Annotated in this window: 23 protein-coding genes; 3 read left to right on the top strand and 20 right to left on the bottom strand. The window is 39.2% G+C overall.

Annotated elements, in window-relative coordinates:
• Window positions 1-25: 25 nt before the first annotated feature.
• From ACW6PM_RS01605 to ACW6PM_RS01545, 13 genes are all read right to left on the bottom strand, one after another.
• Window positions 26-2,110, bottom strand: a complete 2,085-nt coding sequence (locus ACW6PM_RS01605; RefSeq protein WP_456056001.1) for an efflux RND transporter permease subunit — start codon at window positions 2,108-2,110, stop codon at window positions 26-28.
• A gap of 152 nt (window positions 2,111-2,262) precedes the next feature.
• Window positions 2,263-2,832, bottom strand: a complete 570-nt coding sequence (locus ACW6PM_RS01600) for a TetR/AcrR family transcriptional regulator C-terminal domain-containing protein (protein ID WP_456056000.1) — start codon at window positions 2,830-2,832, stop codon at window positions 2,263-2,265.
• Window positions 2,832-3,062, bottom strand: coding sequence for a hypothetical protein (locus ACW6PM_RS01595; RefSeq protein WP_022292855.1), 231 nt, complete (start codon window positions 3,060-3,062; stop codon window positions 2,832-2,834). The genes ACW6PM_RS01600 and ACW6PM_RS01595 overlap by 1 nt, the downstream gene beginning before the upstream one ends.
• Window positions 3,063-3,084: 22 nt before the next feature.
• A complete protein-coding gene (locus ACW6PM_RS01590) occupies window positions 3,085-3,675 on the bottom strand; it encodes an HdeD family acid-resistance protein (RefSeq protein ID WP_456055999.1) in 591 nt (196 codons plus the stop codon).
• 39 nt (window positions 3,676-3,714) lie between these two features.
• Window positions 3,715-4,668 (bottom strand): SseB family protein, encoded by a 954-nt coding sequence (locus ACW6PM_RS01585; protein ID WP_456055998.1) that lies wholly within the window; start codon window positions 4,666-4,668, stop codon window positions 3,715-3,717.
• A 52-nt stretch (window positions 4,669-4,720) separates the two neighbouring features.
• The gene (locus tag ACW6PM_RS01580; RefSeq protein ID WP_456055997.1) at window positions 4,721-5,215 is read right to left on the bottom strand and encodes an NUDIX hydrolase; all 495 of its coding nucleotides are present in this window, start codon (window positions 5,213-5,215) and stop codon (window positions 4,721-4,723) included.
• 609 nt (window positions 5,216-5,824) lie between these two features.
• The gene (locus tag ACW6PM_RS01575) at window positions 5,825-6,199 is read right to left on the bottom strand and encodes a hypothetical protein (RefSeq protein WP_456055996.1); all 375 of its coding nucleotides are present in this window, start codon (window positions 6,197-6,199) and stop codon (window positions 5,825-5,827) included.
• A 131-nt stretch (window positions 6,200-6,330) separates the two neighbouring features.
• Entirely contained in the window at window positions 6,331-6,621 is a 291-nt protein-coding gene (locus tag ACW6PM_RS01570; RefSeq protein ID WP_456055995.1) for a hypothetical protein, read from the bottom strand.
• 5 nt (window positions 6,622-6,626) lie between these two features.
• On the bottom strand, window positions 6,627-7,661 hold the full coding sequence (locus ACW6PM_RS01565; RefSeq protein WP_456055994.1) for a (deoxy)nucleoside triphosphate pyrophosphohydrolase: 1,035 nt from the start codon (window positions 7,659-7,661) through the stop codon (window positions 6,627-6,629).
• A gap of 50 nt (window positions 7,662-7,711) precedes the next feature.
• Window positions 7,712-8,419 carry a hypothetical protein gene (locus ACW6PM_RS01560; RefSeq protein WP_456055993.1) on the bottom strand — a complete coding sequence of 236 codons (708 nt, stop codon included), beginning with the start codon at window positions 8,417-8,419 and terminating at the stop codon, window positions 7,712-7,714.
• A 68-nt stretch (window positions 8,420-8,487) separates the two neighbouring features.
• Window positions 8,488-8,619 (bottom strand): DUF4314 domain-containing protein, encoded by a 132-nt coding sequence (locus tag ACW6PM_RS01555; RefSeq protein WP_456055992.1) that lies wholly within the window; start codon window positions 8,617-8,619, stop codon window positions 8,488-8,490.
• A complete protein-coding gene (locus ACW6PM_RS01550) occupies window positions 8,619-9,182 on the bottom strand; it encodes a virulence protein (RefSeq protein WP_456055991.1) in 564 nt (187 codons plus the stop codon). The genes ACW6PM_RS01555 and ACW6PM_RS01550 overlap by 1 nt, the downstream gene beginning before the upstream one ends.
• 637 nt (window positions 9,183-9,819) lie before the next feature.
• Entirely contained in the window at window positions 9,820-11,202 is a 1,383-nt protein-coding gene (locus ACW6PM_RS01545) for an IS1380 family transposase (protein ID WP_456055990.1), read from the bottom strand.
• Between the two features lie 239 nt (window positions 11,203-11,441).
• On the opposite strand from ACW6PM_RS01545, the gene ACW6PM_RS01540 reads away from it, so the two are divergent.
• Window positions 11,442-12,680 carry a hypothetical protein gene (locus ACW6PM_RS01540; protein ID WP_456055989.1) on the top strand — a complete coding sequence of 413 codons (1,239 nt, stop codon included), beginning with the start codon at window positions 11,442-11,444 and terminating at the stop codon, window positions 12,678-12,680.
• A 22-nt stretch (window positions 12,681-12,702) separates the two neighbouring features.
• Here the strand turns inward: ACW6PM_RS01540 and ACW6PM_RS01535 are convergent, their stop codons facing one another.
• The 7 genes from ACW6PM_RS01535 to ACW6PM_RS01505 all read right to left on the bottom strand — a co-directional run bounded on the left by ACW6PM_RS01535 (window position 12,703) and on the right by ACW6PM_RS01505 (window position 24,017).
• Complete coding sequence (locus tag ACW6PM_RS01535; RefSeq protein ID WP_456055988.1) at window positions 12,703-14,934, bottom strand: hypothetical protein; 2,232 nt, start codon at window positions 14,932-14,934, stop codon at window positions 12,703-12,705.
• A complete protein-coding gene (locus ACW6PM_RS01530; RefSeq protein WP_456055987.1) occupies window positions 14,915-17,608 on the bottom strand; it encodes an Eco57I restriction-modification methylase domain-containing protein in 2,694 nt (897 codons plus the stop codon). Before ACW6PM_RS01530 ends, ACW6PM_RS01535 begins: the two co-directional genes overlap by 20 nt.
• A gap of 256 nt (window positions 17,609-17,864) precedes the next feature.
• Entirely contained in the window at window positions 17,865-19,127 is a 1,263-nt protein-coding gene (gene rlmD / locus ACW6PM_RS01525) for a 23S rRNA (uracil(1939)-C(5))-methyltransferase RlmD (RefSeq protein WP_456055986.1), read from the bottom strand.
• Between the two features lie 29 nt (window positions 19,128-19,156).
• Window positions 19,157-20,260 (bottom strand): D-alanyl-D-alanine carboxypeptidase family protein, encoded by a 1,104-nt coding sequence (locus tag ACW6PM_RS01520; RefSeq protein WP_456055985.1) that lies wholly within the window; start codon window positions 20,258-20,260, stop codon window positions 19,157-19,159.
• A 76-nt stretch (window positions 20,261-20,336) separates the two neighbouring features.
• Window positions 20,337-21,281, bottom strand: a complete 945-nt coding sequence (locus ACW6PM_RS01515; protein WP_456055984.1) for a DMT family transporter — start codon at window positions 21,279-21,281, stop codon at window positions 20,337-20,339.
• A 259-nt stretch (window positions 21,282-21,540) separates the two neighbouring features.
• The gene (locus ACW6PM_RS01510) at window positions 21,541-23,466 is read right to left on the bottom strand and encodes a beta-propeller domain-containing protein (RefSeq protein WP_456055983.1); all 1,926 of its coding nucleotides are present in this window, start codon (window positions 23,464-23,466) and stop codon (window positions 21,541-21,543) included.
• Window positions 23,463-24,017: an RNA polymerase sigma factor gene (locus tag ACW6PM_RS01505; protein ID WP_456055982.1), complete on the bottom strand. Its 555-nt coding sequence runs from the start codon at window positions 24,015-24,017 to the stop codon at window positions 23,463-23,465. The genes ACW6PM_RS01510 and ACW6PM_RS01505 overlap by 4 nt, the downstream gene beginning before the upstream one ends.
• A 222-nt stretch (window positions 24,018-24,239) precedes the next feature.
• Here ACW6PM_RS01505 and ACW6PM_RS01500 point away from each other — a divergent pair, with 222 nt between their 5' ends.
• Window positions 24,240-24,443: a helix-turn-helix transcriptional regulator gene (locus tag ACW6PM_RS01500; RefSeq protein ID WP_456055981.1), complete on the top strand. Its 204-nt coding sequence runs from the start codon at window positions 24,240-24,242 to the stop codon at window positions 24,441-24,443.
• A 27-nt stretch (window positions 24,444-24,470) separates the two neighbouring features.
• Complete coding sequence (locus tag ACW6PM_RS01495) at window positions 24,471-24,956, top strand: hypothetical protein (RefSeq protein WP_456055980.1); 486 nt, start codon at window positions 24,471-24,473, stop codon at window positions 24,954-24,956.
• The last annotated feature ends 74 nt before the right edge of the window (window positions 24,957-25,030 follow it).

The raw sequence follows: 25,030 nt of genomic DNA, 5'->3' as shown, positions 1-25,030 counted from the left end.
TATATATTTCGAACACCGACAATTACTAAGCTGTCAGGTTCTTGTTTTTAAAGCCTGCGCTTGTGGCACATATTACTCTGTCAAAAATCATAAACATTGACGGAAGTATAAATACTACTACAAACATACTGATGATTGCGCCTCGTGCAAGCAGTATACAGATAGAACTGATCATATCAATGTTTGAATAAAGTCCTACACCAAAGGTTGCGGCAAAGAAGCAGAGCGCACTGACGATAACTGAGTTTGTCGAATCTGCAAGCGCCTTTGTGATTGCCGGCTTTTTGTCCATTCCGGTGTATCTGTTCTTTCTGTACTTTGTGGTCATAAGTATCGCATAGTCAACCGTTGCACCAAGCTGTATGGTTCCGATTACGATGCTCGCGATAAACGGAAGCTTCGTTCCTGTAAATCCCGGAATTCCCATATTTACAAAGATTGCAAACTCGATGACCGCTACAAGTATGATTGGAAGCGATACCGATTTGAATACAATCAGGATGATAAGGAATATCAATACGATTGATACTGCACTTACACGCTTAAAGTCTGTATCCGTGATAGTGATAAGATCCTTTGTACAAGGTGCCTCACCGATAAGCATTGCGTCCTCGCTGTAATTCTTTACTATCTTATTAATCTCTGTTATCTGGTTGTTTACCTCGTCTGATGCTGTCGCATATTTTGATGACACAAGCATCATCTGGTAATCACCGTTTTTGAATATCTCTTTTGCCTCATCCGGCACCATATCATCCGGTATTGTAGGTCCAAGTATTGAGTCAAGCGATACTGCAAGCTTTACTCCATCGACCTTCTTGATATCATCTATCATGCTTATGCTGTCTGCCTTTGACATATCGCTCGGTGCGATGATGATATGTGTGGCACCCATAGCATACTCCTTGTCGAGTCTGTCGTTGGCCTGCTTACTGTATGCACTGTCAGGCATGGTTCCTGCAAGGTCATAGTAGACCTGATCATGAGTGTATCCGTATATTGCCGGGATGAGCACTACGATGAAAATCACTGCAAGTATCTTGTAATGATTTGTTACCCAGCTCGCAATCCTTGAAACATCCGGCATGAGAATCCTGTGCTTTGTCTTCTCGATTGCCTTGTCACATGCAAGAATCAGTGCAGGAAGGATTGTTACACATCCGATAACTCCGAATACAACACCCTTTGCCATTACGATTCCCAGGTCAAGTCCAAGTGTAAAGCTCATGAAGCAGAGGGCTACGAAGCCTGCGATTGTTGTGATTGAGCTTCCTGTTACTGAGACAATAGTGTGGGAAATGGCATGTGCCATGGCTCGCTTCTTGTCTCCGTCATATCTGTCTATCTGCTCCTGATAGCTGTGCCACAGGAAAATCGAGTAATCCATTGTTACGGCGAGCTGCAATACTGCTGTCAGTGCCAGTGTCAGGTATGAAATCTGTCCCTGTATGAAGTTTGTTCCCAGGTTATAGATGATAGCCATTCCTATACTTAAGAGGAATAACATCGGAACAATTATTGAATCCATTGTAATTCCCATGACAAGCATTGAAAGCAATGCTGCTATGATGACATATATAGGAGCCTGCTGCATAACAAGTGTCTTTGTATCTGCGTTGACCGCTGCCATTCCTGCTACGAAGCAGTGGTTTTTCACCATCTTATCCATCTTGTTGACGGCTTCCATTGTCTCATCCGAACCCATTGTGTCACTGTAGGTGACGAGCATGAGCTGGCTGTTTGCATCCTTGTTGTTGAATGCGTCGTACACCTCATCCGGAATTGCCTCTCTAGGCAATGTAGAATCAGCGATTGTTCCGTACCAGATGACATCCTTTACACCCTCAAGGTCCTCAATGTCATCAGCCAGAGTCTCTATGTCCTGATCCTTCATATCCTCTAAGATCACAAATGACAACGCTCCGGTTCCAAACTCATCTACCATGATATCCTGACCCTTCATAGTCTCAATCTGGCTTGGCAGATAAGAAAGGATATCAAAGTTGATTCTCGTGTTGATAAAGCTGATGCCTGACGGTATAAGCAGTGCAAATGCAACTATCAGTATCAGCACACGATATTTTACGACTCCTTTTCCAAATTTAATCATTAGATTCACCACTCTTTCTTTTATTCGTATTGAAGTATAAAAAAAAAGACCGAATAAATAAATATTCAATCTCTTCGATTTGTCATGTGAGATATACAAATCCATCAATTTGTATATCCGATATGACACATATATTATATTGTATTTGATTTCTACAGCTCACTTAGTATATCATCCATCGAGCGCGTAATCAGATACATGTATGCCTCCGCCATCTCCTTCGGCTCAATATCATCCATGCCCTGGGCTATCCAGCCCTCCGTGATAAAGCACAGTGACTGCGCATAATATGTAGAAATCACCTCCGGTGTGAGCCAGCGGTATTTGGATTTCTTTCCTGTGCTCTTTTCGCTTATGATATTCATAAACATCTCATAGACGCACTTCATGGCAATCTGATTGAACGTCACAGCGCCCTCCAGCTTTAGTGCTTTCTTGTAAAAAACACTGTTTGCCGAGATATTATTGAGCATCAGCACAATCGCTTCAAAAATCATTCCGGCATTGAGCAGCGGCTTGATAGGCTCAAGCAGCTCGGTTTTGATAATCCACTCTATCAGCTCGTACTTGTCCTGAAAATGATTGTAAAACGTGGGGCGGATGACTCCGGCCTTGTCCGTTATCTCTTTAATTGTAATCTTATCGATCGGTTTTTTCGCTGAAAGCTCTATAAGGCTCTCAGCGAGCACCATATCTATTGCATTCTTACCTTGCTGTGTCATTACTCATCAAACTCCATCGTAACAAAGTAGCCCTTCTCAGTCTCCCTCACATCCACGACATCGCCCTCGCGGCTTTTGAGCCTCTCGCTGACCACGTAGTTTCCCGACATGGCAATTGCATGCTCTATCGTGTAATAATATGAAGTCGGAAGCTTGCTCTCTGTTACCTTCAGATGGTCACCGACCTTGGTAAGTCCGGGTCTCTCCATCTTGAACTCCATCCGACGCATTCTGCTGCCTTTCTGTTACTGCTTATTTTTCCTCTTTTCTATCCTCGACAAACGTTGCCTCAAACTCCTTTTGTTTGTTGTAGGCGCTCTCCGCCTTTGTGGCACGGCTTGTAATCCAGATATTGGACACTCCGTTGAAAATCAGTATGATTCCGACAACAACAGTGGCTGTCTTCATTACATCAAATGCATTTGTCACGCAGATTATTCCAAAAATCAGACTGATAATTGAAAAAATAAGTCCGATATTCCACGCACCGTAACCATATTTCTTAGCATCCACCGCCTCAATAATGCTCCTGATGCTGTGAAAAATGAGCACCAGACCGATGACTATAGGTATCAGGCTCACCACAACCTTTGGCTGTACCAGAAACCATATACCCACTGCCAAAACCACAAGCCCCAGCATCGCTGAAAAGCCATTCGTGACTATACTCAAAAAATAGCTGCACATATAGACCACTCCGATGATGATAAGCACTACTGCAAGCACATTGGCCACAATCGTGAGCACCGAAGCTCTCCATATGATAAACACCAGTCCCAGCGCTATGCAAAGCACTGATGACAGTAGAAAATCAGCCTTTATTCTGCCTAAAAACTCCTTCATACACGACCTCCTTTATATATCCTGCCCTGCTTTACTTTTCTAATTCAGTTCCTCTGCATTTTTCTTAACCAAATCAAGAACAGTCTGAAGCTCAGCACCCTCAACCGGTGCAGCTCCATATCCAAGACGCTTGTAATCCTCTGTAACCTCAACCAGCTCAGTGGTTTTATCGTCCTTCACATCAATTGCAAAGTATCTGCCCTTTGACGCAGCCTCATCCCACACGAGATAAGCACGGATTGCGCAGTTTGGAGCCATATCCCTGGTCGGAAAATCAACTCTGGTGACATTGAGCGTATCGGAAATCTGCATAGACATAACAGAGAAATCCTCCTCCATATACGGATACATACGCTTCTGCTGATATGCCTCCTCGTACAGCTCGTCTATTAGCTTTTCCTTTTCATCGGCGAGTCTGTCCATGAACTCTTTTCCGCCCTCAAACATCTTTGTCGGCAGGAAAATATGCTCATACTGCATACGCTCGAAGATGACGTACTGCTCTGCTGTCATCTGTACAGTCTTGCCCTTTGTAGGTGATGTAGGATGGCCCTCTCTTCTGGCCTTTTCCACTGCCTCAATCTTTTCTACAAGAGACTTTTTGAAAATCAGATTGTGAGTGAACGGGTTGAATGCGATACCATCAATCTTTGACTCTTTATTTGCCACCATATTGTTGACTGCAAGAAACGGCATATTTACAATGCATGGTGACGGATGATCCTTAGAAAGCTGTGCCTTTGAAGTATAAATCGGCATGAAAGCCTCTCCCTCACCGTTTTTAATAAACAGCGGAATCGGCTTGTTGTTCTCCCCGACATTTGCAGGCACCAGAAATCTGCTCTTTGTGCATTTCTCAATAAGCTTATTAAGTGTCTCCGCCTTTTTGTCGCTCGAATACTGTGCCATCAGCTCCTCAACCTCAGGGTTTTGCACCTCAAGAGTGAAGGCCGGATCGTCCTTTAATTTATTTTTGATTTTATTTTTATCCATTTATACTGCTTCTCCTTATATTAAATGCCCGGATTTACATCCAGGCATTATTTTAACACATTTCTTTTATCAACTCAACAATCTTAGTGTCTCTTGCTATCCATTCTTTATCAAGAAAGGCGCTGTTGGCCTTTATTATCTCATCCGGCGTGGCCCATGACAGGTGATACTCAAGCCTTATCTCACTGTCTGTCATCTGTGCGGCTACATGCTCGTCCCTCACATCGCAGAAATACACATAGGTGTGACAATAATATATCTTGTCATCCTCAAATATATCGCGTCTCTTTTCTATGACCTTGCCACACTCCCTGATGCTTTCCGGCACGACTAGAAGCCCTGCCTCCTCGCGCACCTCCCTTGCCAGCGCCACCTCGTTGGTCTCTCCTGCATCTATGCCGCCGCCCAGTATCTTGTAGTAGCCCTCACGGGCCTGCTGCATGGCAAGCTTGCCGTCTCTGATAATAACAGCGCGCACTGCGAAGCGCTCAAATACCTCCATATCATCGGAATAGTTGTGTTTGTCAAATGTATATAGCGTTCTCATGTTTGTCCTCCGTGTATTGGTATTATTCTACACCATTTGCACGTAAGATGGAATATGTTTTTCTTCATAATATCGTTGATTTTACGCTTACACTCGCGACAGCAAACAAACCGTTTCAATGTGGCTTGAGAAAATGGTATAGATAACAACATCGCCAGGCAAATACCCCTTATTCGTAATCGGAAACACATCTACTTCCTTTCCCCGTTCTCGAGAACATATCAAAGGTTTTTTCGACCTTTGTGCGTTTTGGGAACATATCGACTATAAAGCAAGCTATACTCAAAAGAAGCATCCATTTTCCCACCTATGTATAATTTTCTCTTTATTTCTTAACTTCCTCATATGTCGCCTTGCTCTCAGCCTCAGCAATATCCATTTCATACATATCCAGTTTCATGCTCACTTGATGCTTTGCTTCATGAAGTTTGGACAAAAGGCACACCGTCTCTGCATGCGGTATGTTTCTACAGAGCTACAACATATCGCTAACCCCACATAAAATCTGGCTTTTACACCTTTACCGGCTAATAATGTTAAAAATGCTGCTGCCGGTAAAAGCATTATTCTTGTCTGCGTATTTCTTTAAGGCATAAATCGAAATAGGTTTTACACCTTTTTAAATCGCTCTTTGTCTAACGCAGAATATTTTTGATCAAATTCTAGTGTATAGTTTAGAATCATCAAATCTTCTACACTAATCTTAACATTTCCACGCTTTTTATAAAATCCAAAAATATCCAATTCATCCACACCAGTAACTACATCTGCATTCTTCATCCTAAAGTCAAGGTAATCCCAGAACTCATCGATGGTCTTACATTCATTTGTTACTATTTCAAAATCATAAATATTTACAACATAAGGAATAATCTTTGTTTTCTCATCTATGGTAACATATTTATTAATTTCAGATGGAATAATTCCAAAGTTTTCTGCAGTGACACATATAATATAATTTTTCTTGGCCGGCGAAATACGCACTTCTGTACCATTGTCTAAAAAAGATTTACCATCCTTAGCCCAATTGATAGTTTTTATCGCCTGTTCATACGCATAGCCAATCGTCTTATATACATCATCGTGTAAACTTTCAGTTATTCCTTTTAAGGAATTTAATGTAAGTATTCATCTGATGCCTCCTGTAACATAAGCGCATCCTTTATTATTTTTTCAGTATCTTCAATAAAGGCACTTTTACATATCTCTTCCAATTCAAGATAGTCAGACCATAGAAATGGCTTAGTCCAAATAGCAACAGCATTTGTAGCAAGATACTCTGATCCAGCAATCAGTGCATCTTCCCCCCTGCCATACAAAAGCATTTGCATTTCTATTACTCCTGACAAGATATCCTCTAATGAGTACTGTTCCAAAAATCTCTCCACATTCTCATCGTATAACAATTTTTCTATTCCCTTCTTCCCTCAACTAACTCTCTTTGTAACTTTTCATTTCTATCCGAAATGATTTTCAATGCGTGTAGAATATATTTTTCATATTCAGTATTTTGGATATTAGACAATGACAACACATCTATTCCTTCATATTCGCCGTTTATAATATACTCATTACCTAAAACATAATTATTATCGCTTTGTGAAAAGAACCATATGGCATGAGCTTTGATTTTTTCATCATTGAAATAAATATCAGGACAATCATAGCAGCCAAACTGCCCTCTATGTACATTTGCACCAGGCCACACAGGTATTACATTTCCAATCGTCTCGTATTTATCAATCAATTTCTGAAGCATTACATTATCATTTAAATCTCCACATCTATCAACACAAGACAACAAGAATTCACCACTATATGCCATTGCTCTGTTTGAATTTCTACTTGCTGGTCTTAGTGTCATACCACATACCTCTACCAATTCAGGATAATATGCTTTAATACCTAACAAGTACATACTTTTAAATGAATAGAGAACATCCGTATAACACCATTTAATTTCATTGTCTTCTGAATCATGAACGACTTTGCCCCATAATTCATTAGATATTTCTTTATTCTTTTCCTCAACACTTACTTTACGATTAAGCATCTCTCTTACACGCATATTATTCTTGATTTTAGATATCAACGTAATATCCGCCGGAAGCCACTCAACACTATCTAATTGTTCTCTGGTTAGCCATTTTGAAGCAGCTGCTTCCTTCAATTCCAAATTGTCAGATGCTACTTTTGCCCAGAAGCAATCCATTAATAAATGAAAAGTAGGGTAATCGTACTCAATAGAATCAATTAGTTCTCCAACCTCAATATCAGTATCAACTTCTTCTTTTATCGCTTTAATCAATGCTTGTTTAGGCGTTTCATCTTCTAAAATTATTCCTCCTGGAAACTTCCATTTGCCTTTATAGTTACCATTGTCTTTGACTATCGCAAAAATCTTATCATCTTTTCGAATTACGGCTGACACTACCCTAATTGTCATCACTCTTTCTTACTCCTTCTTTTAAAATCAGCAAACAGTATAGTGATTCCTTATAAAGCCACATTAACACTTCCGCAAACGAAATATGATTGTGTAATTAGAATCTTTTCGTCTTCAATGTTTTCATTATAGTGTGATCCCATCCATACTACCTCGTTTTGAAACACGTATAACAGCTCATCAAATGAAGAACTTAACATATGATTTAATACCGCAGCATTGGGATCAACTATTATAGCTTTTACTATTTTCTTCTTTTTTTGTATTGCAGTTGTTACCCTATGATTTCCATCAACAACAAGCTCCTTATATGTTTCTCCTATGGTAAACGGAAAAATTATAATTGGATCTTCTCTATCAATAAAGTCTTCTGTACCTGTCCAATTTATACTCTTTTTATCTATAAACTCATTTATTGAAATATCTATTGCATCAGATTCTGTTATTCCACTCATATGAAGCATTTGAATAATTCTAGATACACGAAAATGAATAAACATTTCATTTTCCTTCATCTTCACAATAGTCCGAAATATTTCTGGCGCTTCCATCTTTTCCTTCATTATCATACTTTGATTTTTAGGATCAGTATATGAATCCACCGAATTCTTATCGGCTTCCATTAATTCGGCTACCCATTTATCAACATACATTTTTTGAAGCTCTTTATCATGAAAAATCTCCATTTCCATCAATTCTCTTCTCATATTAGAGTAGTTTATTATATACGGTTTACCCGTCATTATATTGATCGGCATATTTCTTTCTCCTTATAATTTTTATGCTAACATGCTAGAAATAGGCATCATGCACTATTCCTCTTATTTTATAAATCTGTCTTCTTTGTGCCACTTGGAATATCTCTGTATGAGTCGTTCATGGAAATAAGTTCCACTCTTGAACCTGCCGGGTACTGTTCCTTTACCTTATTTACAACATCTCTTGGTGGGAAAAACATTACTGCTCGCCCACTTTCTTCGCTCCTGCCTTAAATGCAGCCGAGCCATCCAGTTTTGAAAGAAGGATTCTTCTGTCTGCCTTAAATTCATCCCCGATGAACTCAAGCCTTAAAAGGGAACATCTGAATGCGTATTTCTCATTCTCATTTTCCTTTGGCTTTGCGGTCACTCTCTTCTGCTTTTTACTCATCTCGCAAATGGCTGATATAAATTTAGTGTAGGCAAGTGCCTCTTCTGGCTTTACCTCTTCAAACCAAGGGAAGGAAATATTTTCTTCGTCTGTAGTAAATCTTAGGTTGGGAATACCAAGTGCCTTTTTTATCAAATCTCCTTTTGCATCCAGAATGCTTGCAAGGTTGCCTACTTCTACCTTTTCAAGCGGTATGGAAACCGTAAGTCCAAGGCTTTCGCCCGTTTCTGCCCCTTTATTCGGCTCACTGTCAGGTTCTTCTGCCCCCATTTTATTGTTATTCCATTCTGCCGAGCTAACCCCTGTTGCCAAAACGCAAGCATCAGCAATCGGTGCAACCTCATCAAGGTCATCAAAATCTCCAAATTCCAAGTCGCCATTCTTTCCTACCGTAAAGTTCCCAATTTCCTAGGCGCAGGAAGGAACTCTAAGGTATTTTGCCTTGCGCCCGATTTCCTTCTCAATTACCTGAACCATAGCTTTTCGTTTGTCCTTTGTTACATTGAAATGTAGTACCATGTTTTGTACCTCCTTATGATTTTTGGGTATGTACATATATCACTCTGAATGCGCATGATTTGACGTTTACTTTGCGAAACTTACGCAGCCAGTAATAGTATGACTTTTCTTTGATGTCATTGTGTTTCAGCCATTGCCGGATGGTTACGTTTGCAAGTCGTTCCTGACATTGATTTATGATGTTTAACCAATTGGCACACCTGACATTGTGTGTGAGTTGATCCATGATAGTTTACCTCCTCTAAAAAACTATTTGTTTTTTAGAGTGTCTCACAAAAATGCTAATTATCCAAGGCGAGTGGTTTGACGTTTACATAATCCTGAATCCGTGAAGTTCATCCTTTACGCGAACCAACCTGCCAAGGGCAAGTTGGTTTCACGATAAAAACATACTTCAATGTCTATTTTCGACACCAATGTCGTGTCTCTAAGCTCTCATTGGGCAAAAAAGGGTACACGGAATAAGCCTGCTATAAAATTGTTTTGTTACTTATGCATTTGTGACAGCATATTTCTGGCAGATATCAGAAAATATATGCCGCCAGACGTTGCTTTTTCCAAGGCCGATTATCAACTGGCGTGCATGCATGGTTACATGCCCTGCCATCATAATCAGGTTGCTGATAACTGTGCGTAAACGACGGCGTTTAACATCCCTTTTCTGACGGGGTGTCCGTCCTCCAATTGTGCCCTGACCGATCATACGGAGAATGTTATATGCGATTATCCCCAATTCGAGTATCAGTGCATTGGTCGCGAACTTTCCGGATGGAAGCCGCTCCAGATCCATGTCTGTTTTTACCTCACTATGAAACTGCTCACATTCCCCATGGGCATGATACAGACTGATGATTTCATCATCCGGGTCACCAAGGTTTGTCCACCAGGTTTCAACTTCAATATCGGGAACAAGGTTGAACTGAACATACTTATCAATTGTTCGTTCTGTAATCTCGTATCCGGCACGGAGTGTATACTCTGTATTAAACTGCTTACTGGCAACGGTTTTCCAGTCACTGCCTATATAGACGGTTTTTCCGTCTCTGGGACTGGTTACATTCTGGCAGTACTGCTTTGCCATTTCAAACCAGTCATCCGTGCTTTCCCGGCGAAGGTTTCGCTTGATAATGAAAAAGCAGCCTGCATCCATCAGAACAGCAACATTGTCGATGGAGTCATTTCCAGAATCAAGGCGGATCAACAGTGGCTTATCTGTCAGTTTGTGGCAAAGATTTATTGTTTCCTGCAGGAATTCAACTGTCCCCTTTTGGCAGTGCTGTTTTCCTTCACGGAGTTCGAAATTGATGGCATACCCCTCGGTACCGATATATGCCATCATAGGCGCATAGCCGTCAAAACCTTTGTAGGTGCGTGAAACACCTTCCTTTTTGGATTTCGAATTATCCATAGATGTTACATCAATATCTACCGGAACAAGACCATTCGCAAGAGCAGTCGGTTGTATTTTATTTGCAAGGAGCATCTCAACATTCTGCTCAAGAATAGTCTGACGAAGGGAATCACCGATATCATCCATACGCTGACGCAGCGTCTCTTCGGAAGGAATGCTCCAGGTGATGCCAAGAGCGGCTTTGTAAAAGTCCTTGTCATCGTCCATTTCATGGACAGCTTCAAAGTAAGGTTTGCCCATGCAAAGCATTCCAAGATAAGTGAGTACAATATCACCGTTCTTAATCTGATGCTGAGACCAGTTGGATGTCACATCCATGCGATTGAGTTTTTTGATGAAATCGCTTTTCCCAAGGAGTGCGCCCACAACAGCCAGACCGCTGGCTGGGATAATGCGTTCATTTGTAAACTCAACAATAATGTTCTTATTGGTGTTCAGTGTGATTCGGTGGTTGTTATTCATGGTAAAAGACTCCAATCCATAGGTTTTGTTACGTCTATTTTACCACAGATTGCTTTCACCTGGTGAGTGAACAACAATATTGGACAAAAAATATTGCAAAAGCATGAAACTATAGGGTTTAAGGAGTATGTGAGGAAATCAACTTCACGGATTCAGGATAATATCAAGAAAAAAATATATAAAATTTAATTACTGTGTGATATAATTTTTATAGTTGTGTTTTTAAGGAGGAAGATATTATGTCTATTATCAATCAACCATTCCAAGGTCAACTCGGTGACATTCTAATTTCGGAGTTAAAAAACGGTTATACAAATTTTACTATTTTCTCTGCATTTGCAAAGAATAGCGGAGTTTTAAGATTAAAAGAATCTATTGAGAACTTCAAGTCAAGTGGGGGATACGTCAAAGCATTTATCGGTATAGATCTAGATGGAACTTCGTATGAAGCATTGCTTAATCTATTTTCACTATGCAATGAACTGTACGTTATTCATTCAGAAAACTTTTCAACAACATACCATAGCAAGATTTATTTATTGGAAGACTCGTCTACCGCTTGGTGTGCTATTGGTTCAAACAACCTGACTGGTGGCGGTCTTTGGACCAACTTTGAAAGTTGTTCAATCCAATCATATGATTCATCAACTGGAAAAAATGAGTTAGAAAACATTTATTCAATAATAGAAAAATATTCTGATACAGACTATTATTGCTCTACCAAAATAAATTCCATTGACGACATTAACACATTATTAGAGGCAAATTATATCTCCAAAGAAGTATCTCAGAAAATTGAGAATATCAGCAAAAGAGTATCCCAGAAGAAAAGGCAAAAGAGAAACAGCTTATTCGGATCTGAGAAGGTTACTATTCCAACTATAATAACCACTCAGAAACCTCATAAGTCGCTTACTAAATCATCTACTCCTGATATCGACTACATAATTACTCCCACCGCTGAAAATGTACCTGCTTTTACCAATGAACAATTTTGGTTTGAAACAAAAGCAGTAACAGGTGGGTCAGCTAATATTCTTGATTTATCTAAACTAGGGAAAATAGAATATGGTTCTGTCAAAGGTACTCCATATGAATATTCAGATTCAACTCTAATGTATGGCGGTGTAAAGTTCTTTGATGTTGATCCTGAAGATACTACAATAGAAAAAAATATCACTATCAACTATCTTGGAAAAGATTATTTTCCATCAAAAATTGAATATACTTCTGGTAACGGAAGCTGGAGAATTCACTTAGCTGGAGAGCCTAATGACGATTCTGATAAATTATCAAAGTATGGAAATCGTGGAGATTTTGCTCATAAAATACTTGTATTCGAAAAAATTAACACCGATTATTATTCCCTTTCTGTTTTACCTGAATCTGAACTTAATCATGTAAAATCTATCAGCCGCGTATGGGCACGTAATGGGAAAAAGAGTAATGCAAATGCAAGAGCATATGGCATGCTCTAAGTTATCAGAAGGAAGTTGATGCCTAAAAATAAGCTTCAACTTCCTTTTCTGAATAGTACTTACTAAAAGTATGAAGTATGTTCTCAAATGTTTCTTCATTTAATCCATACAAAAATGCTACTAATCTATCTATTTCTGCTATTATTTGTTTTCTAGAAATTTTTCTCTTTATCGGATAGATACTCACATCCGCAAAAAAGTTATCCAGTCTTTGGTCGCTTGCGTATAACATTCTTATTCGAGAATTAATATGCTTTTCAATTGTTGCTTTTTCTCCCATATAGACCAACTCTTTTTCAAATGATTTTGTATCCGGAATAGGAATCTGTTTAATAATTGTCTGCGTCAAATCAAGCCCTGCCATTTTTAATCTTACAATATAATCAAATACTACTGAATTAAATAGTGCTAGTATGTGTAGCATTTCCTTCTTAGGCAATTGCAAAATTTGAATAGACTGACATGTTGGAATCAACGGAAGAACAGTTGCAAGCATTGTTCTTCTATTGGTAGCTGATGTCAAACTTCTCCAAGCAATCACACCTTCATCATTAAAATTTCTAGATAAATTATTCCAAACTTCTTCTTTTATAAAATAACGAGATTCTGGATACTCTTTGCCATCTATGTCACAAATCATTTTAGCTGAAGCTTTGTTTTTATACTTATTGCTTTCATTCATACCTGAAAATGTAGCATATTTAGCCGTATATAACTCAATAAACTTTCCCTCATATATAGGAATATAGCCATTATCATTCTGTTTAATTATACTCTCCGAATGATTTGTCAAATGAACCAGTCTACCAAATTTACATTCTGGATAACGCATTCCGAATGTATCATATTTTTCATAAATGCTAACTAGAAATTCTAATTCTTCGTTATGACGTATATTAGGAATCATTCCCGTTTCAGGATTTAGTTTATTCAATAAATCATATGACAATTCTATTTTTTCTCTATCAACAAATTTTTCATATCGTTCAATATTTAATGCTATGCTAAGATTTTTTGTATTGTTCTTTTTCAAGAAAATTACTGAAAATTCTTCACGAGAATCAATATTGAAAATCTTATTCCGATTTGTAAACATGTATACTTCATACAAATCTTTATTTTTTGTCATTTCCCTAAAAAAAGCACTGTACACGGGCATCTTGAGAAGTGACGATTTAACTATCAATCCAATAATACCGCTGTTGCAAACCACATTTCGACATAATTCTGTAAAAATCGCATATGTATTTAACTCACCACAGCTTGATTTGCAAAAGCATTCCTCTTTTTTTATTAATCGCTTTGCCTTTTCGTAATCATCAATAAAACAATTATAAAAATACTTATTAGTTTCTGAAATGTTCTGAATATATTTTTCTCGCCCTGCCTTTGATCCAATTTCTTGATTTTCTACATAATGCATTAAAAACTTCTTTTCTTCAAATCTAATCTTTTCCCAAGGTGGATTTCCAATGGCAATCATTACATTGTCGTGTGATACAACCCCCATTTCCAATGAATAAAATCTTCCTACCTCTGCCATCTTAAATTTTTCTAATGGCTCTATATCATTTTTTGTAATCAATAATGGATTTCCTAATAAAATTTTACATCCCGAACTTTCTTCAAAACGCAATCTGTGTCTAGTTATCATTATTGCAATCGGATCTACATCATATCCGTAAATATCTGCACCTATCCCTTTTTGTCTGCATATTCGACATGCTGCAACCAAAAATGCTCCACCACCACAAGAATAATCAGCAATCTTTAACTCATTTACTTCTTCTCTAATATTATTTTCAAGATATTCCTCAATTGCTTTTTGAGTAATCTCATATGCAAATTCTTCTTGAGTATAGTATGAACCCAATATATCTCTATTGTTCTTTCCACCCTCGAATTTCACTTCACCATCCATCATAGAAAAATCTGTTGCTATATAACTTTGGTATAAACAGTTTATATCAAATTCGTCATAATCATTGATAATAGATAATACCTCAGAAATAAATTCATACGAACCCGGTATTTTCAAGACATAGCACAATATTGATTCTTCAATAATATCATTCATTCCGATAATATTTTCTATTTCATTTGCAGCACAATCAGATTTAATCTCATGTGCACAAAGAGTCATAAATGCTAAATATGAATATTCAAAATATTTTTTTCTAATATCTTCCCATTCTTCTATATCAATTGTTTTATTCAAATATTTAGCAACCAAATTATGCAACTTTGCTGTCATACTTATGAATCACCCCATTTTCATATTGTAGATAAGGAACACCTTTAAATATCTCACTGTGTACTTTATTAAACGATTCCTGTATCCATTTACTATAATCAAAGTCTTTCCCAAACCTTTCCATCAAATCAGATACCAACTCAGTTATTGCACATTCAGAAATTAGCACACCATTATCTGTGTTATAACCCAGTTTATATAAAACCATATTATGCAAAATCATATCCATATATTTATTTAATACTCTTTTCATTTCAAACGGCTTTTCCTGTATTTTTTTTACAACCGCCTCTGGATTAACTCCTAAATCTTTAGCAACATATTCAAGAACTCCATCGCTTCCTAATGAATTTTTTGATGCTCTTGTTCTCTTTAAGCAGCAAGCCGCATCTATTAGTTTTTCTAGGTATTTATCAAGTTTATCGATATCTATTTCCTGCGTTCTATCAATCAAATATGCACACTCACCAACACTATCTTGAAGATGCTTTTCTTCCTCTTCAGAAAGCCCATACTCCTTAAAAATGAATTGGTCTATTTTACTTTCAACTTCTAATTTTAGAAGTTCATTTATCAGATCATCATTAAACATTCGCCAAGCATCATTAAGCATATTACCACTAATATTTTGTATATATGTGGACTCATACTCTATATTATTAGGTCTTGTCGATAACATTTTCCTTTTTAGCTCAATACATAACCGTGCTTCTTTTTCAAGAACAACTGAAGAATAAATATTATCATTAACAGGAATTTGTCCAATATATCCGGCTGCTATTGTAAGTTTTGGAGACATCATTCTCACATAATATGCCGCTATTCTTGAATTCAAGAAAGCTAAATGTGCATATTCATTTCCTTCAACAACTCTAATTCCTGGACCAGACGCAATAAAAATCTGATTATCCAGCAAAACTCTAACATTTAACCCTGCTGTTCCTGTATCACTAAATACCATTTGAGTATCACCAAAATATTTTACATTTCTTAACGCAGACCCCTTTTGAGACTTAATGTACTCGCCTTCCTTTCCCCATTTGACAACACTATCATTTAATCCCTGCCATCTGCAGTAACCGCCTCCATTACTTACAGCAACCCAATCCGTTTCACCAAAATGTTCCCAAAAATAACCCACAAGTTCTTTAGCATTACCTGTCGATGTTCCTTGCATTGGAACTGCAACATTCCGATACGGTTGCTTATTTGCTCCCATTACATTTAAGGTTCCTTTACCAGAAAAATCGTAACCATTCGGTCCATCTAACATATCTTGCCCAATATACAATCTACCTTCATTACTAATTAGCTTATCAATTTTTTCTTTTAATGAAAATGAAGATAAATTGAGTATTTCAACTTTATTATCTGACCTGTATTTATTCGAAAATACAACAAGAGAAACATTTGACTTTTCTCCACTAAGGTCAAAAAAAGCACCAGACCCTAGATTCGCTATTTTTTGAATATTGTATTGCGTTGAGAAATAATTTCTTATTTCTTTAAATGACTTCAAATGCATCCATGCATTTTGAGATACTATTCCACATACACCGGTTGGTTTCAACAGATTGTGTATTGCTACCATAAACGAAACGCATGTATCACAGTTTGCATCAGGATAATTTTTTTTCAAAAATTCTTTTTCTTCTTGACGCATTCCCTTTATGGTTGCAAATGGCGGATTAGTTATTATTGCATCTGCATTTGAAAGTGCATCATCCATCCCCAACTCATTTCCATTTACAAGATTAACCACAACACGATTATCTTTTGCTAGAGAACCACAAATCGTATCTTCATTTTTTGTAACAAAGATATTAGGACAAATCTGCTCCCATAATTCATTTGCAACATCGATATTAGCTCGTTTCATTATAGATATTGCTCTTAATCTAATATTCACAATTGCTATTCTTGCAATTGACTTATCAATATCATATCCGTACAATCTACTTGTATTTAAAATAATTTCATCAACATTTATTTTTTCACCTAAACAGTCACACAAATAATCTAAACATTCCACTAAGAAATTTCCACCACCTGCACATGGGTCAACAATCTTTTTAGTTCTATCATAATCAACAACATTTCCAACCAGGTAATCTATCATGTATTTTTCAGTAAAAAATTGAGTCTGACTATATATATTCCCATCAATAATTTTATTAGTATATTGATACGCCCAAGATAAAATATTATTAATATCTGGAGCATCACAGAATTTCTCTATAAACTCAGTTACAATTTCCTTTAATGAAAAATCTAAAGAAATTTCTTTCTCTTTCCCAGAAATATCTTTATAAATTATTTTATACATTTCATCTGTTTCTTTATCACCCAAATAAAATTCGTACAATGAATAAGCTATTGTAGCCAAAACCACACTCTTTTTGTCATCCTCATTTATATAAAGTCTCTCCGTAATGTTGTACAATTTCTTAAGTACTTTTTTTAATTCCCGGCGTACTTCAGACACACTCTCTGTATTAGGCTTTATTGGTGATTTTGTTCTAGCATCATTCGGTCTTTTTGCATCTGCAGGAATTACCCACATATTACCAATCATCTTTGCTCCTTCTATTCGTCCTTCTTTACACAAAATCTGTATTCTTCTCTTACTTATATTCCATTTATTAGAAAACTCTTGTACTGGTAAATAGTCCATAATTGATTCTCCCTTCATTTATTTTATTTTAATCTCATTCACGAATATTATCAAGTATTTTCTCATCATTTTATCATCCATTTTATATTCTCACCCCCACCAATTATCCATAGTTGTTCTTCAAAGCACCCCGCCAACATGAACATCTTTGAACAGATATGTTCGGGGCAAGGCAAAAGAAAAAGACCAACAGCAGCACTTCAAATTACTACTATTGGTCTTAAAACCTTTAATTTCTAGGCATTTCTGCCTTTGCCTATTTTACCCTTGACATCAATACGACACTCTCCACATGGCTTGTAAATGGAAAGCAATCATATGGTGTGGCACGTTTCACTGCATACCCATGCTTTGTGAGATACTTTAAATCCCTCGCCAGTGTTTCCGGGCCACATGACACATACACCACCCTCTCCGGCGCCAGCTTGACAACCGATGATAAAAATGCCTCGTCGCTGCCGGTTCTTGGAGGATCCATTATGACAACATCTGCTTTCTCACCCTTTTGTGCCATCTCGACCATGAATTTTCCGGCATCATCATTGTAGAAGCGGATATTTCGGATGTCGTTTCGCTTTGCATTGGTGACTGCATCGCGGATTGCATCACGGTTCAGCTCGACTCCGATGACTTCACCTGCATTTTTTGCTGCTATGATGCCTATGGTTCCGGTGCCGCAATATGCATCGATTACACGCTCCTTGCCGGTGAGGTGTGCCTCATGAATGGCTTTCTCGTATAAAAGCTCCGTCTGTACCGGATTCACCTGATAGAATGAGCTTGGTGAGATGCGGAAGGTGCAGCCGCACAGCTTATCCTCTATGAAGCCCTTGCCATAAAGCGTGATGTTTCTGTCTCCGAGCACCATGCTCGTCTTTTTGTCATTCACATTGAGCACCACTGTCGTGATATTGGGATGCTTTTTCCTGAGTGCTTTTACGAAATTATTCTTTGACGGAAGTATCGGCGATGCCAGTACAAGAACTACCATTATCTGCCCTGTTGCATAGCCCTTTCTCACAAGCACATGTCTGAGAAGCCCATAGCCGTTGTCCTCATCATAGGTCTTTATCCTGAATGAGCGGAGCATATCCTTTATGTCTCTGATTATCTCATCCGACTCCTGCTCCTCTATCATACAGCTTTCTATATCCACCACATCATGTGTGTTCTTCCTGTAAGCTCCCGCCACAATCTGACCGCGTCTCGTGCAGTCAAAGGCTGCATGGACCTTGTGACGATAATAGAGCGGATTTTTCATGCCGACAATCGGCTCCACGAAGCAAAAAGGCTTTAGCAGCTTTTTCATGTAGGCCTGCTTGGTTTTTAGCTGTTCCTTATACTCTACGCCCTGATAATCGCAGCCGCCACATTTCTTAGCATACGGACATACGTTATCGCTTTTTGCCCGGCTGCTTTTTTCCCTTACCCTCTCCTGTCCTGTGGGGTTTTTGTATTTTTTCTCATTGTGCATGTTATGCGTGATCGTTTTTCTGGAATTGCCTTGATTTTCCGCCATATCTGTCTCCTTAAAATCAGCTATGCTGATTACTTGCCGTATGTATTATATAAATACACATGATTATCTATACAGTGCCATCCGCTTGAAGCGCCTGCTGTCACACATATATATGTCTTTCCGCTGGCTGCCTTCTCATAGCTGACCGCACAGTTGCCGGACTGATTTACAAAGCCTGTCTTTGCACCGATTACCTCGCCACTTGTCATCCTGTCCTCTATTCGGCGCAGGAACAGATTCGATATGTTCAGGTTCTCCGGATGCTGCGGTGTTGCAGCCGTGCTGTATGTATGATTTGAAAGTACTGTTTTACAAATATCGTCCTGCATCGCTGCCTGCATGATGACCGCCATATCATAGGCTGTGCTGTAATTGTTCTCATCATATATACCAACAGGATTTGCAAAATGAGTGGTCTGACCTATACCAAGCTCTGCTGCCTTCTGGTTCATCATATCGACAAAGGCCTCCATTGAGCCTGCTGTGTAAACCGCAAGCTGATATGCCGATTCTCCACCTGATGGCAGGATGGTTCCGTTAAACACATCGCGAAGCGGCACCTGCTCACCGTCTAAAAAGCCTGTTGTGCTGCAATCATGCACATATGAATAATCTGTGGCTTCTCTTGTGATGGTCACAATCTCGTTGAGCTTGTTTTCTATCACAGCCTGCCTGTCTATTTCGGTATTTTCTGTCTTCGCTGCGGCTATCGCATTTTTCTCAGCCTGCTCTGCTGCAACAAGCACTGTCATAACCTTTGTCATGGAAGCCGGGTACATTTTCTCATGAGCATTCTTTCCCGCAACAACTGTACCGTCCTGCTCATCAATCACTACGGCATAAGAGCTCTCCAGCTCATCTCCGATTGCCGCTGTGGTCTCTGACTCCTTTGGTGTAAAGAGCTCCTTTACTTCCTCTGTCTCACTCTCCTGCTCTGTCACACCGGTGACATTTTCTGTAGCAGCTCCTGTGTCTTTTACCTTATTACTGTCTTTTTTCGCTTTATTAAAGCATGATATAACTATTATGATTGCTATGACGACTATCACAGCCACTATTCCTACAAGCTTAATCTGTGAAGCTCCTGTATTTCGTCTGCGTCGTCTGTAATTTTTTCTGCTATTATTTCTCATATCCAATCCCTGTCTTGTTGTAACTATTCATCCCATGTACATTCGCAAAATCACACTTGAATAATCACATTTCATTTTATACTGTAACCTGTTTAGTATACTCCCTATCCGGAAGCTGTGCAATAATTATCGCAATAAACATGAGCACACATCCAAAAATTTCTCTGCCACCTAGCATCTGTCCCAGCAGAATCCATCCTGCAATCACAGAAACCACCGACTCAAGGCTCATCGCCACCGATGCCACCGCCGGGTTTAAGCCCTTTTGTCCGACAATCTGCAGCGTATAGCCCACTCCGCTTGAGAAAATGCCGGCATAGAGAATCGGAATCCATGCATCCCATGTGCAAAGCGACTGTGCCCACTGCGCTATACCGCCGGTAGACGGTCCCATATCTGTAAAAATCATCACTATACATGAGCCAAGTCCGGTGACAAAAAACTCAATGCATGAAAGTCTGACCGCATCTACCTGTGATACGAAATGGTCAATCACAAGTATCTGTATCGCAAAGCACAATGCCCCTGCCAACAGGAGCAAATCCGAGCCGCTAAGTGAAAATGCCCCATTCATGCACAGAAAATACATGCCTATCAGTGCAATAAATACACCTATCCATATTTTGGCTCCGCATTTTCTTTTGAGGAAAATCCCAAGTATCGGCACCATAAGTATATATGTGGCTGTAAGAAAGCCAGCCTTGCCGGATTCTGCGCCCATGCTGATTCCAAGCTGCTGCAGGTTGCTTGCAAAAAAGAGCGCTATTCCACAGCAGGTTCCGGCTATCCAAAGCTCTTTCTTTTGCTTTTTGCTTTCAGGCTTGTTTACCGTCAGCTCCTTCATATCCAGTATTTTTATGACCGGCAGAAGGCAGAGCGCACCAATAAGGAAGCGGATGCCGTTGAATGAAAATGCTCCAACTGCGTCCCCTCCCTTTGACTGCGCTACAAAGGCTATTCCCCAGACTATATCTGCCAAAAACAAAATAAAGACATGTCTTGTCTTTGAGGCTGTATTCATTTTAATTATTCCTCCGTGTTATCAAAATCTATTTATGGTTACCGTTCGCCAGTGCCCGGTAACCTTAGTAATCCGTCTTATTTGACAAAATCAGAGATATTATATCACCGACTGCCTTGAATTGCATACTTAAATATTCTCTTATATATCATTTGTATATGAAATTATACAAAAAACAGGAGGCAAACACCCTCTTTGGGCATTCACCGCCTGTTTTATATCTTATTACATTGCGCTATTCTTTACACTATTTTTTACACTATTCTGCCAGCTTGAAATGCTTTATCTCTCCGTTTCCTGCCACATAGAAATCATTATCCTTGTAAATGCCTCTGTAGCCGTCTGTATTTTTATAGGTCAGCGCCTGCTGCTCCAAAAGACTAAAGCCGTTTTCACTGTCATACGAAAACAGATAGTAGTCATTCGCAGCAAATCCTATCAGATTTTTCTCCGGGTCGGCAAGAATAGCCTTGTAGTTGTATACAAACTCATTGCTCCAGCTCTCAGAACTATCGATAAGCTTCTGGCTCACCTCAACCGGCTTTGTCGGATTACTCACGTCAAACATCGTAAGCTTTATCTTACTCTGCTGCGAGTCGCCATAGCCTATTCCAAGCACGTGCGTGTCATCCCACATATGCAGATACTCAGAAAATCCACTCACCTCGAGCTCTCCGAGAAGCTTTGGTGATGTCGGATCGGATATATCTGCCACAAAAAGCGGATCCGTCTGCCTGTAGGTGATGAAATATACGTATTTTCCGACGAAGCGGGCCGCGTAGATACTCTCCCCGCGTGCAATCTCGTTTATCACACCAACCTCCTTCATATCCTTATCCAGCACATGAAGCGAATTGACAGGCTGGCTGCCGGTATTTGAGGTTGGAAGCACATACAGATACCCTCCCTGCTCATTTATTGCAAATTTATCGTTAAGATAACCATTCACTGAGGTTGTCTCCCCGGTCTTCATCACTCCGTCCTCAAACGAAATTTTGCTGATTTTGGTAAGCTCACGGCTTGCACTCCAATCGGAATGATACAGATACATGGCATTGCTAGAAACGTATACCTCGCCGCTATTATTCATAATGCATTTTGCATCTATCGTCTTATCAGGTTTATCCACATCAAAGCTCGAAATAACTGTGCCTGAGTATGTATCCTCTCCTATATAGAAGCAGTCATAGCTTATCACTTTGCCATTTACCTGAGGCACCCATTTCTCCAGATTATCCTCCTGCAGCGCCACATTTTTCTTCATATCGGAGGTCTTTATATATGTGTCTGAAAAAACATATACCGTATTGCCAATTTTGCGCGATGTATTGTAAAATCCATCCTGACGCGCTTTACCTATAAGCACCGGTTTCGTCGGGTCAGCTATATCATAGCTATAGCATATAGTCTCATCCTTATCGCCCGCATGGTTTGATATGATAAGCATTTTTCCGTCACTGATATAAAGCTCCTCTACAGTATCTGACGGTACCTCAAAATCAGGACGAAACAGCGTCTCTTCTCCCGGCTCACCCTTTGAAATATCCGTGATGGATATCTGACCATCCTCGACCATGTAAATGTATTTTCCGTCCGTCTTTACCACATCACTCTCATCAACGCCCTCTGTCATCACGTTGGTTGTTGAATACTCTGTATTGGCTGCCGACTCCTGTTTAGACTCCTGTTTATTTGTAGACGATAAATCAGACACAATGCCTGTTGCGTCTGCACTCTCCAACAACTCTCCAAATGCGGTATCCCTTATGGAAGCCTCTGCTTTTTTTACCACATCATACAATTTTCCATAATCAGAGGCAGCTTCATAATCCCCAAGCTTTGCACCACTCTTTATGCCCGCATAGACATTATTCTGCGCATTATTCTGTGAAATCACATTTGCAGTTTTGGTTTCCAGCTCGTCTATACGGTTATTAAGCCTCACAACCTCCGTGCCTAAGACTGCAACAACAAGAACTGCCGCCACTGTGGCAAGCGCTTTTGCTGCCCGTGCAAATTTCTTGTGCTTTTTCCTGCTTTTGTCTTCTTTTCCGCCGTGATGAGTTTCATGATTTTTTACATAAATTTCATCACTGTACCCGGCCGATTCTCCGGTCGGCTGCGCTTCTTCAATTATTTGGTCATCGATGTAATTTAAACCATCAAATAAATCCTTTTTCGTCATAGATATACGCCCTCCTCATCCAGATATTTTTTAAGCTCTGCCCTTATCCGAAACAGTGTGGTCTTTACGTTGCTTTTGCTTTTGCCGCTCATAGCTGCCAGCTCATCAATCGTCATGCCATACCAGTAGCGTCTCACGAAAAGCACTCTCTTTTCCGTCTCCAGTCCGTTCAGAAAATCCGATAAACACCTGCCAATTTCCGACAGCTCGCCCTCGTATTTTGCATTGCTGTCTGCAAGGCACTCCTCAAGCTCATCAAGCATACAGTTCATGTTGGAATTTCTCTTTGAAGCATTGTTCCAGTCAATCCTGTCGCAGACGATATTGCGGCATACCCTGTAGAGCCAGGAAAGAAAACGCATAGGGCGCTCCGGCGGTATCTTGTTCCATGCTGCTATGTATGTGTCATTTACGCATTCCAGCGCATCCTCATGTGCTATCATAGTGTCTGCAAACCGGGTAAGCTTCGCTCCGTACATCTGCGAGGTCGCACTGACAGCCTGCTGGTTGCGATCAAAATACATGTCAAGTATCTGTTCCTGTGTGTACATTTTCAATAAACCTCCCTTCTATCTATTATGTAGGATTTTGTTTGGTGGGGGTTACATCTATCCATAAATTCTTTAAAACTTCCATTATGCAATCCGTAAGGCAAGCTTTATATTTCAATTTCATTGTAACATTTCATTTCTTTTTTGCAAAGTATACTTGACATTTCAAATCACATATATTATTCTGTTTTTGCAAAGTTAACTATGCAAAAGGTGATCACCATGAAAAATAAAATAAAAGAATTGCGCAAGGCAAACAAGCTGTCTCAAAGCGATCTTGCAGATATTGTAGGTACAACACGTCAGACAATTACATCAATCGAAGTGGGGAAATACACGGCATCGCTCGGGCTGGCTTATAAAATTGCGCATCATTTTGGTCTGACCATCGAGGAGGTCTTTGATTTCAGCGATATGGAGGACTAATAAATATTTAATGTAAGGAGTTCAAGAATGGATAAAATGGATAATAAACAAATTGATAAAATGAAAACTGAGATAAAACAGCAGAATAATTTCTATATGGCAGTAACAGCATTATGTCTGATTGCACTTGGAACCAACCTGTCAGGTGTACTAACCTCTGCCTACAGCAATCCTCATGCAGCAAGCTTTGTTCATGGATTTATATTAGGATTGTTTATTGTAGTGGAAGCATTTGTCATCATGAAATTTGTCAAAAATCAGAAAGCCCTTAAAGATGAGACTATGCTCAGGCGTCTCTACAATGAACACCACGACGAGCGTTCCCAGCAGATTGAAGCACTGGCCGGTCAGAAAGGTCTCGAGGCCACCATCCTGATTACTGTTGCACTGGGGCTGATTGTATGCTATTTCAGTCTTGAAGCATTTCTTGGTATGCTTGCAGTAGTATTTGTAGCCGGTGCCACACGAAAATTCTATAAAATGTATTATAATAAAACTTATAGTGCAGAATAATTGAATTGTATTAGATGAATGTTACAAGCGGCAGACTACATGTTGGTAATCTGCCGCTTGCATATTATATTTTT

Source organism: Agathobacter sp. (genome assembly GCF_977054825.1).
Note: the sequence above shows the minus strand (reverse complement) of the source record. Positions and strands in the feature narration are given on the sequence as shown.

Excerpts from the sequence above, each read along its gene's own strand:
- ACW6PM_RS01605 (WP_456056001.1), bottom strand. The coding sequence starts at position 2,110 with ATGATTAAATTTGGAAAAGGAGTCGTAAAATATCGTGTGCTGATACTG.
- ACW6PM_RS01600 (WP_456056000.1), bottom strand. The coding sequence starts at position 2,832 with ATGACACAGCAAGGTAAGAATGCAATAGATATGGTGCTCGCTGAGAGC.
- ACW6PM_RS01595 (WP_022292855.1), bottom strand. The coding sequence starts at position 3,062 with ATGCGTCGGATGGAGTTCAAGATGGAGAGACCCGGACTTACCAAGGTC.
- ACW6PM_RS01590 (WP_456055999.1), bottom strand. The coding sequence starts at position 3,675 with ATGAAGGAGTTTTTAGGCAGAATAAAGGCTGATTTTCTACTGTCATCA.
- ACW6PM_RS01585 (WP_456055998.1), bottom strand. The coding sequence starts at position 4,668 with ATGGATAAAAATAAAATCAAAAATAAATTAAAGGACGATCCGGCCTTC.
- ACW6PM_RS01580 (WP_456055997.1), bottom strand. The coding sequence starts at position 5,215 with ATGAGAACGCTATATACATTTGACAAACACAACTATTCCGATGATATG.
- ACW6PM_RS01565 (WP_456055994.1), bottom strand. The coding sequence starts at position 7,661 with ATGACAATTAGGGTAGTGTCAGCCGTAATTCGAAAAGATGATAAGATT.
- ACW6PM_RS01560 (WP_456055993.1), bottom strand. The coding sequence starts at position 8,419 with ATGCCGATCAATATAATGACGGGTAAACCGTATATAATAAACTACTCT.
- ACW6PM_RS01555 (WP_456055992.1), bottom strand. The coding sequence starts at position 8,619 with ATGTTTTTCCCACCAAGAGATGTTGTAAATAAGGTAAAGGAACAGTAC.
- ACW6PM_RS01545 (WP_456055990.1), bottom strand. The coding sequence starts at position 11,202 with ATGAATAACAACCACCGAATCACACTGAACACCAATAAGAACATTATT.
- ACW6PM_RS01540 (WP_456055989.1), top strand. The coding sequence starts at position 11,442 with ATGTCTATTATCAATCAACCATTCCAAGGTCAACTCGGTGACATTCTA.
- ACW6PM_RS01535 (WP_456055988.1), bottom strand. The coding sequence starts at position 14,934 with ATGACAGCAAAGTTGCATAATTTGGTTGCTAAATATTTGAATAAAACA.
- ACW6PM_RS01530 (WP_456055987.1), bottom strand. The coding sequence starts at position 17,608 with ATGGACTATTTACCAGTACAAGAGTTTTCTAATAAATGGAATATAAGT.
- rlmD (WP_456055986.1), bottom strand. The coding sequence starts at position 19,127 with ATGGCGGAAAATCAAGGCAATTCCAGAAAAACGATCACGCATAACATG.
- ACW6PM_RS01520 (WP_456055985.1), bottom strand. The coding sequence starts at position 20,260 with ATGAGAAATAATAGCAGAAAAAATTACAGACGACGCAGACGAAATACA.
- ACW6PM_RS01515 (WP_456055984.1), bottom strand. The coding sequence starts at position 21,281 with ATGAATACAGCCTCAAAGACAAGACATGTCTTTATTTTGTTTTTGGCA.
- ACW6PM_RS01510 (WP_456055983.1), bottom strand. The coding sequence starts at position 23,466 with ATGACGAAAAAGGATTTATTTGATGGTTTAAATTACATCGATGACCAA.
- ACW6PM_RS01505 (WP_456055982.1), bottom strand. The coding sequence starts at position 24,017 with ATGTACACACAGGAACAGATACTTGACATGTATTTTGATCGCAACCAG.
- ACW6PM_RS01500 (WP_456055981.1), top strand. The coding sequence starts at position 24,240 with ATGAAAAATAAAATAAAAGAATTGCGCAAGGCAAACAAGCTGTCTCAA.
- ACW6PM_RS01495 (WP_456055980.1), top strand. The coding sequence starts at position 24,471 with ATGGATAAAATGGATAATAAACAAATTGATAAAATGAAAACTGAGATA.